Genomic DNA, 7,518 nt, shown 5'->3' with positions numbered 1-7,518 from the left:
CACCACAGAAAGCTCAACTAGATCGCTCCTCGGCACCGTCAGATGTGTATACGAGACAACCCTCATTCCCTCCCCTCAAGGGGGAGGGAGGCCGATCGCGCTTGCGGGACCATCGACGCCCACGTCAGACCACTTCCGATGCCGTACCCGTGAGTACGGTTGTGTCTTGACCACTGCCTGGCTGCGGCTTAGAACGGCTCCAATCTGGTGGAGTGCACGTCCGTGCGCTCACCGTGGCTTAGCCGATATGGATTGACCGCGAGATGACCAAGGCACGCACGCTTTACGACAAGATCTGGGACGACCACCTGGTCCAGAACAACGAAGACGGCACCTCGCTTCTCTATATCGACCGGCACCTCGTCCATGAGGTGACCAGCCCCCAGGCCTTCGAGGGCTTGCGCATGAACGGGCGCAAGGTCCGCCACCCCGAGCGCACCCTGGCGGTCGTCGACCACAACGTGCCAACGACCGACCGATCGCTGCCCAACCCGGACCCGGAGAGCGCCACGCAGATCGCCGCCCTCGCCGAGAACACCCGTGACTTCGGCATCGAGTATTACGACGCCCACGACGTGCGTCAGGGCATCGTCCATATCGTCGGCCCCGAACAGGGTTTCACGCTGCCGGGCATGACGATCGTCTGCGGCGACAGCCACACCTCGACCCATGGCGCCTTCGGCGCGCTGGCCCACGGCATCGGCACCTCCGAGGTCGAGCATGTATTGGCGACCCAGACGCTGATCCAGCAGAAGGCCAAGAACATGCTGGTGCGCGTCGACGGGCAGCTGCCGCCCGGCGTTACCGCCAAGGACATCATCCTTGCCATCATCGGCGAGATCGGCACTGCCGGCGGCACCGGCCATGTCATCGAGTTCGCCGGCGAAGCCATCCGCTCGCTCTCGATGGAAGGCCGCATGACCGTCTGCAACATGACGATCGAAGGGGGCGCGCGCGCCGGCCTCATCGCCCCGGACGAGAAGACCTTCGCCTATGTGAAGGACCGCCCCCGCGCACCCAAGGGCGCCGCCTGGGACATGGCGCTCGACTACTGGAAGACGCTCTATTCGGACGACGGCGCCCATTTCGACAAGGTCGTGGTGCTGGACGCCGGCAAGCTCCCGCCGATCGTTTCCTGGGGCTCCTCGCCCGAGGACGTGATCTCGGTGACCGGCGTCGTGCCCAACCCGGACGACATCGCCGACGAGACCAAGCGCGCCTCCAAATGGCGGGCGCTCGACTATATGGGTTTAAAGCCCGGCACCAGGATCACCGACATCAAGCTCGATCGGGTGTTCCTCGGCTCCTGCACCAACGGGCGCATCGAGGACCTGCGCGCCGCCGCCGCCGTGATCGGCGACCGCAAGGTCGCGTCCCATGTTTCGGCCATGGTCGTGCCGGGCTCGGGGCTGGTGAAGGCCCAGGCCGAGGCCGAGGGGCTCGACGTCGTCTTCAAGAACGCAGGCTTCGAGTGGCGCGAGCCGGGTTGCTCGATGTGCCTTGCCATGAACCCGGACAAATTGAAGCCCGAGGAGCGCTGCGCCTCGACCTCCAACCGCAATTTCGAGGGCCGCCAAGGCTTCAAGGGCCGCACGCACCTCGTCTCGCCCGCCATGGCCGCCGCGGCGGCCGTCGCCGGCCACTTCGTCGACATCCGCGAGTGGCGGTAAGGGTGAACGAATGGGCCGAGCGCCTCGCGCCTTCGCTCGAGGACTTCGAGCAGCTGGCGCTCGCCGCGCTCGAAGGCCTGCCGGCCGAGTTCCGTGAACTTGCTGCCGATGTCACCTGCCGCGTCGCCGACTTCCCCGACGAAGAGGTGCTCGAGGAAATGGGGCTCGAAAGCCCCTTCGACCTGATGGGCCTTTTCGAGGGCGTCGGGCGCGCCCAGGACGGCGACATGCCGCAGACCGGGCAGATGCCCAACCGCGTCTGGCTCTACCGCCGCCCCATCCTCGACTACTGGGCCGAGAACGAGGATACGCTGGGCGAGATCGTCACCCACGTCCTCATCCACGAGATCGGCCACCATTTCGGCTTCTCAGACGAAGACATGGAAGCGATCGAGGACGCGGCCGAGCGCGGGGAGTAGGCTTCTTCAGCTCCGGCGGCGCACCGTCGTTTCAACCCAAACCAATGTCACCCCGGCGAAAGCCGGGGCCCAGTAAACGACGCGGCTTGGGCTCCTGCAAAGGATCTTGGCCACACACTCCGCGCTTGAACCGCTCCGCCGGCGTGTACTGGATCCCGGCCTCCGGGATGACAGCCGGGGATGTGGCGATCGGTGCCCTTCGACAGAGCCCGAAACGCGGCTCCACGTTACTCGTCCGGCAAGGGCCGGCCCGGCGGCTGCACGGTGACGGCGGCGGGCTTTTTGGCGGCGTCGGTCGTCTGCCGGTCCGCTTCCTCGCGGGCGACGAACTCGTATTCGATCTCGTTGCCGCCGGATGGGTCGTCGGAAACACGCAGCGCCAGGCCGTTCTCGTCGAGGGCGGAAAACCATTCGTCCCAGCTGACGAGCTGGAAGCCGCCCACCCGGTCCGGCCCCTGGTTGCCCGAGGCGTTGAGCGCATCCTGACCGAAGGTGAGCTGCAGGATGGTGCGGCTCGACGAGCCCGCCGGCACCTCCATCAGCACCGGGTTTCCGCCGCGCGCGCTCACCCACTGGCGGATGTCGTCGCGGTTCGTCAGGATCTTGGCCATAGGGCACCTCCGAAACTTGCGTGTTGACTCAACGCCTGCATCATATGGAGAGTTTCGCGCTCGCAACCACCCCATGCTGCGCCCGCCCGGCCCCGCATTCAACCCCCGGAGATGCCCATGAGCCCGTCTTTGCGCACCCTCGGCCTCGCTCTCATGCTGGTTGCGGCCGCCGGCCCGGCGCTTGGCCAGGGCGTCGCCGCGTGCACGGCGCCGGCCGACGCGCTCTCGGCGGCGGACGAGGAGCGGCTCGCCGGTCTCGAGTGGTCACGCCTGCGTGGTCTCGCGGCGGCGATGACCGAGGCGGACGGTGAGGCGCGCCAGATCGTTTCGGGCCTCTATGCCAACGGCCTGGCGGCGGCCGGCGAACTGCCCGAGGGCGACTACCGCTGCCGCACGGTCAAGCTCGGCGGCATCTCGCCGCTCGTTGCCTACCAGTTCTTCGACTGCCGTATCGAGGCGGCGGAAGGCGGCGGCTACGGCATCGAGAAGACCACGGGCTCCCAGCGCTTTTCCGGGCATCTGGAGCCTTCCGGCGACGGCTATTTCTATCGCGGCGCCCTCAACTACGCCGACGAGGGACCGGTCGCCTACGACGGGGCGAGCGAACGCGACCAGGTCGGATGCCTCTACAAGGTCAGCGCGGACGGGCAGAGCTTCGTGCTGGAACTGCCTTCGCCGCACCTTGAATCCTTCCACGATGTTATCGTGCTGTTGCCGGATGCGGGCGAGTAGGAATGTGCCCGAAAAAAGTCAAAGTCGTTAACGCCTTCTCTTTTCCGATGCGTTAGCTTGGGTCTATCTGCGAGACCCCAATGAGCGCCGCCACGTTTGTCCTCGCCATCAATCTCTTCATCGCCGCAATCTTTGCGGTGTCCTTCGGCGTCGTGGCAGCGTTCCAGAAGACCTCGGACGCGGCGCGGTGGTTGAGCGCCGCCTACGCGCTCGGCATCTTCAACGTCGTGCTCGAATTCATCCTGCCGTTCCAGGAGGATCCGCGGCTCGTCGGCATCGGCATCTTCTTCGATTTCCTGCTGGCAACGCTCCTCATCGTCGTCGGCCTTTCCCGGCACTACCGCCAGCCGGTGCCGTGGCGCCTGCTTGGGTGCATCCTCGCGGCGTCGACGGCAATGATCGTCGTCATCATCGGCTGGCCGCGCGAGAGCTTTGCCCGCATGGTGCTCTACCAGTCGCCCTATGCGGTGGTGATGGCCGTCGGCGCCTGGGTGATCCTGCGCCAGAAGGCGAGGCGCACGCTCGACCTGATCCTTGCCGCGCTCTTTGCCCTCAGCGCCCTGCAGTTCCTGGCCAAGCCCCTGCTCGCCGCCGCCATCGGCTCGGGCGCGCGCCCGCAGGATTACATCACCTCGACCTATGCGGCGATCTCGCAGACCGTCGGCGCGTTCCTGCTCATCGCCAACGGCCTGCTCATCCTCCTCATCCTCGTGCGCGACCTCATGGAGGAGATGACGGCCCGCTCCGAGACCGACAAGCTCTCGGGCCTCTACAACCGCCGCGGGTTCGACGACCGGGTCGGGCCCGGCATCGCGATGCTGCGCCGCACCGGCCTGCCGGGCGCGATGATCATCGCCGACCTCGACAACTTCAAGGCCATCAACGACAGCTACGGCCACGACAGCGGCGACGAGGTGATCGCCGCCTTCGCCACGCTTCTGAAGGAAGCGGCCGGCGAGCACTTCGTCGTCGGGCGGCTCGGCGGCGAGGAGTTCGGCATCTTCATGCCGGGAGTCGAAGCCTCGGGGGCAAGGCTCTTCGCCGAGAACGTCAGGACGCGGTTCGGCGCCATCGATTTCGCGTTCCTCACCGGCGCAATGCGCGCGACGGTCAGCATGGGGGTCGCGCAGGTCGGGCCCGGCGACAGTCACTCGGATGCACTGCGGCGCGCGGATGCGGCGCTCTACCAGGCCAAGCGCGACGGACGCGACCGCGTGCAGGTGGCGGCGCCCGACGCCATGCCCGAGCATCCGCTCGAAACCCTTGCGCGGCCCCTAGAGCGGATGCGGCAGGGGGACCTGGCCGGATAGAGCGCTTCGGCTCAGGCTTCCATCAAATTTGCAGTCTAGTTCGCCTGGCGCCGGTCGACGAACTCGAACTCGGGCTTGTCGCTGCCCGATACCTTGAGGGCAAGGTTCTGCCGGTCGAGCTCGGCGAGCCAGGCGGTCCATGAACACGGGCTCATGCCGTCGTCGATCCGGGTCCTGTCGTCGTTCGAGCGGCGCTTGCGCTCGAAGCTCAGGCATAGTCGCGCCCGCATCTCCCCGAGATGGTCGCGCACCCGGGCGATCGCGGGTATGCCGCGGTGTCCGCTCACCCAGCTCTGGATGTCGCGATGCCGGGTCAATGTGTGGGTATCGTGCATTGTGGCCTCCCTTCCGCAATGGTTCCGATGAACGGTCCCGGCCCTCCCCCGGTTCCGCATTTGTGAAGAGATTATGCCGTCATGACGGCGAGGTTGTGACGAGATCGAACGCGGCCATCTCCTCGGCGGTAAAATAATAGAGCCTGTCGGGCGGGGTTTCGAGCGCGTGCAGCCACAGCGCCGGGTCGACGCCGCTCGCCGTCAGGTGCCGGGTAATCTCGGCGGTCATTTCCTGCGCCTGCGCCATCGCGACGCCCGGCGCCTGGGCGAGGGCCCGCGCATCCCCGCCGATGGCGCTGGCATAGACCTGGTGGACGCCGATGGCGGCATCCGGCTCGGCGACCCGCTCGGCGCCCGAGGCGAAGACGATGGGGCAGGACGAGGCGCAGAGCGCCCCTGCCGCGACGCGGGTGGCAAAGCCGCGATCGCGGATGAGGGCGCCGATGGCGAGCGCGTCGCGCACCGAGCCGCCGGGGGATTCGAGCACCACCGTCTCGACGTATTCGCCCCGCGCTTCGACCTCGGCGGCGAAGCGCTCGGCCGAACCCGGATCGAGAGTGCCGGTGAGGCGAAGCTCTCCCCCGCCGGCGAGGGTGATGGCGAGCGGCGCCTGGAGCACCTGCCGATCCGATGTGATGGCGGGAGTTGCGCCACCGTCCGCCGCTTCCGGCCGTGATGGCGGCAGGATGGGCTCGAGCGGCGCCGCAAAGCTCTCGGGGGCCCAGGCGGTGAGCTCGGTATAGTCGACATAGAGGATGGCGAGCGTGCCGGCGAGCAGCGAGAAGAAGGCGGCGCGCATGATGGCGCCGTCGTCGAGCCCGGCGAACCAGCGCGCGGCACGGACGCCGAGCCCTGTCCCGCCCCGGCGCGCATGGCCCGCCGTCATGGCCGAACCGGCGCTTCGCCGCGCTTGCGCTGGGCGGCGTCGATCGGGGTGACGGTGCCGTCGGCCGTTTCAGGCGTGGCGGCAACGGGAGACGCGGCCGCAGGCGCGGATGGCTCGCCCGGCTCCTGGGTATCGTTGGCCGGTGGATCGGCCGGCGTCGCGGCCGGCACGGGCTCGCCGCCATTGAGCTGACGGTAGAGCGCGAGCGCGCGCAGCATCTCGGCGGCGGTGACCGTTTCGGCCTCGTCCATGGCCTCGGCATCGCGCCGCATGGCGTCGTGGACGACCATGAGCACCAGCACCAGCACGACCGGCAGCAGGTCGATGGAGATGGCGCCGGCCCAGGAGGGGACGAAATCCGACCAGTAGCGGATGACCGCCTCGGCGCTGGAGAGCGGGACGAACCGACGCTGGGCCACCGGCTCCTGCGCCAGGATCTCGTCGGCCGCGGCCGAAAGCGCCGCCGACTGCGCGGCCACGGACGTGCGCACCGTTTCCATCACCTGGTCCTGGCGCGAGGCGAGGTCGGCCGAGCGCCCGTCGGCGACAGGCGCGATGAAGCCGGCCGAAAGATCGGCGGCGGCGCGCTTGACCGAGGGGGCGACGCTCGTCTGCTGCAGGGCGGCGATGACGGCGGTCAGCTGCACCGCCTCGGACGAGAACTGGTCGGAGCGCGGCTCGATGTCGCCGGGCGTCGAAACGAGCTCGCGCATGGCGGCGAGGCGGGCGCTGCCCTCATCGAAGAGCCCCTGCACCTCGGCGCGCGAGCCGGTGATGCTGGCGGCGAGCTCGTCCATCTGCGCGCTCATCTGCGAGAGGAGCTGCACGACGCTGCCCGAGCCCTGCGTGCCGGTCAGCGCCCCGCTCTCGCGCTCGTTGAGCGCCAGGCGCTCGAAACGCTCGGAAGCGCGCAGCACGTCCGGCAGCAGGCTCTGGGCGGAGAGCGCGTTGGCGTGGGCGCGGTCGAGATCCTCGGCATAGCCCTGGAGGGTCACCGCCATGTGCTGCTCGAGGGCGGCGGAACCGGCGAGCGCGGCGGCGTTGAGCCACGAGCTCATGGCGATGATCATGGCGCAGCCTATGCCCATGACGACGAAGAGCCCGATGCGCTGGAAGCCCGAGACGACCAGCGGCACGAAGCGCAGCATGAACGTCCAGAACGCGTAGATGGCGACCGAGACGGCGGCCGAATAGACGATGGCGGCAAAGAAGACGAAGGTCGCCGACCCGTCGAGGAGGCCGCGTACGCCCAGATAGGTGTAGACGCCGGAGGCGAGGGCGAGGACCGCCAGCGCAAAGCGGGACATCGTCTCGACCCCGCGAACGGTCTCGGCGAGACGGACGGCGTTGTTGCGCAGGTTCATGGCGTGAGCTGCCCCCGATTGGACCTTGCCGGGAGGTTAACACGGCGAAGCCGGCAAGAAATAGGCGGCTGAGAGCGGCGGAACGCACCGGCGCTGACGTTTGCGTGAGTTTGGAGGTGTGTCGCTGGTATGGATGCATCATATCGGCTCCGCACCCCTCACCCGGCGCTACGCGCCGACCTCTCCCGGGA

Annotated in this window: 8 protein-coding genes; 4 read left to right on the top strand and 4 right to left on the bottom strand. The window is 68.1% G+C overall.

Translation table 11 applies throughout. The features are described from left to right. The first annotated feature begins 263 nt into the window (after positions 1-263). Positions 264-1,670 carry a 3-isopropylmalate dehydratase large subunit gene (leuC, locus tag VE25_RS00235; RefSeq protein ID WP_046106561.1) on the top strand — a complete coding sequence of 469 codons (1,407 nt, stop codon included), beginning with the start codon at positions 264-266 and terminating at the stop codon, positions 1,668-1,670. Next, on the top strand, positions 1,661-2,089 hold the full coding sequence (locus VE25_RS00230; protein ID WP_046106560.1) for a metallopeptidase family protein: 429 nt from the start codon (positions 1,661-1,663) through the stop codon (positions 2,087-2,089). Before leuC ends, VE25_RS00230 begins: the two co-directional genes overlap by 10 nt. 227 nt (positions 2,090-2,316) lie before the next feature. Here VE25_RS00230 and VE25_RS00225 read toward each other — a convergent pair whose 3' ends face one another. Next, positions 2,317-2,700, bottom strand: coding sequence for a hypothetical protein (locus VE25_RS00225; RefSeq protein ID WP_046106559.1), 384 nt, complete (start codon positions 2,698-2,700; stop codon positions 2,317-2,319). 117 nt (positions 2,701-2,817) lie between these two features. On the opposite strand from VE25_RS00225, the gene VE25_RS00220 reads away from it, so the two are divergent. Beyond that, entirely contained in the window at positions 2,818-3,432 is a 615-nt protein-coding gene (locus tag VE25_RS00220; protein ID WP_160299933.1) for a DUF4893 domain-containing protein, read from the top strand. 80 nt (positions 3,433-3,512) lie between these two features. After that, entirely contained in the window at positions 3,513-4,742 is a 1,230-nt protein-coding gene (locus VE25_RS00215) for a GGDEF domain-containing protein (RefSeq protein WP_046106557.1), read from the top strand. Positions 4,743-4,777: 35 nt separating this feature from the next. Here the strand turns inward: VE25_RS00215 and VE25_RS00210 are convergent, their stop codons facing one another. The 3 genes from VE25_RS00210 to VE25_RS00200 form a co-directional block, all read right to left on the bottom strand. Continuing rightward, on the bottom strand, positions 4,778-5,077 hold the full coding sequence (locus VE25_RS00210) for a hypothetical protein (RefSeq protein WP_046106556.1): 300 nt from the start codon (positions 5,075-5,077) through the stop codon (positions 4,778-4,780). Between the two features lie 79 nt (positions 5,078-5,156). Beyond that, positions 5,157-5,876 (bottom strand): COG3904 family protein, encoded by a 720-nt coding sequence (locus VE25_RS00205; RefSeq protein ID WP_046106567.1) that lies wholly within the window; start codon positions 5,874-5,876, stop codon positions 5,157-5,159. 83 nt (positions 5,877-5,959) lie between these two features. Next, on the bottom strand, positions 5,960-7,327 hold the full coding sequence (locus tag VE25_RS00200; protein WP_046106555.1) for a hypothetical protein: 1,368 nt from the start codon (positions 7,325-7,327) through the stop codon (positions 5,960-5,962). Positions 7,328-7,518: the final 191 nt, after the last annotated feature.

This window comes from Devosia geojensis (assembly GCF_000969415.1).
GTDB classification, from domain to species: Bacteria; Pseudomonadota; Alphaproteobacteria; order Rhizobiales; family Devosiaceae; genus Devosia; species Devosia geojensis.
Note: the sequence above shows the minus strand (reverse complement) of the source record. Positions and strands in the feature narration are given on the sequence as shown.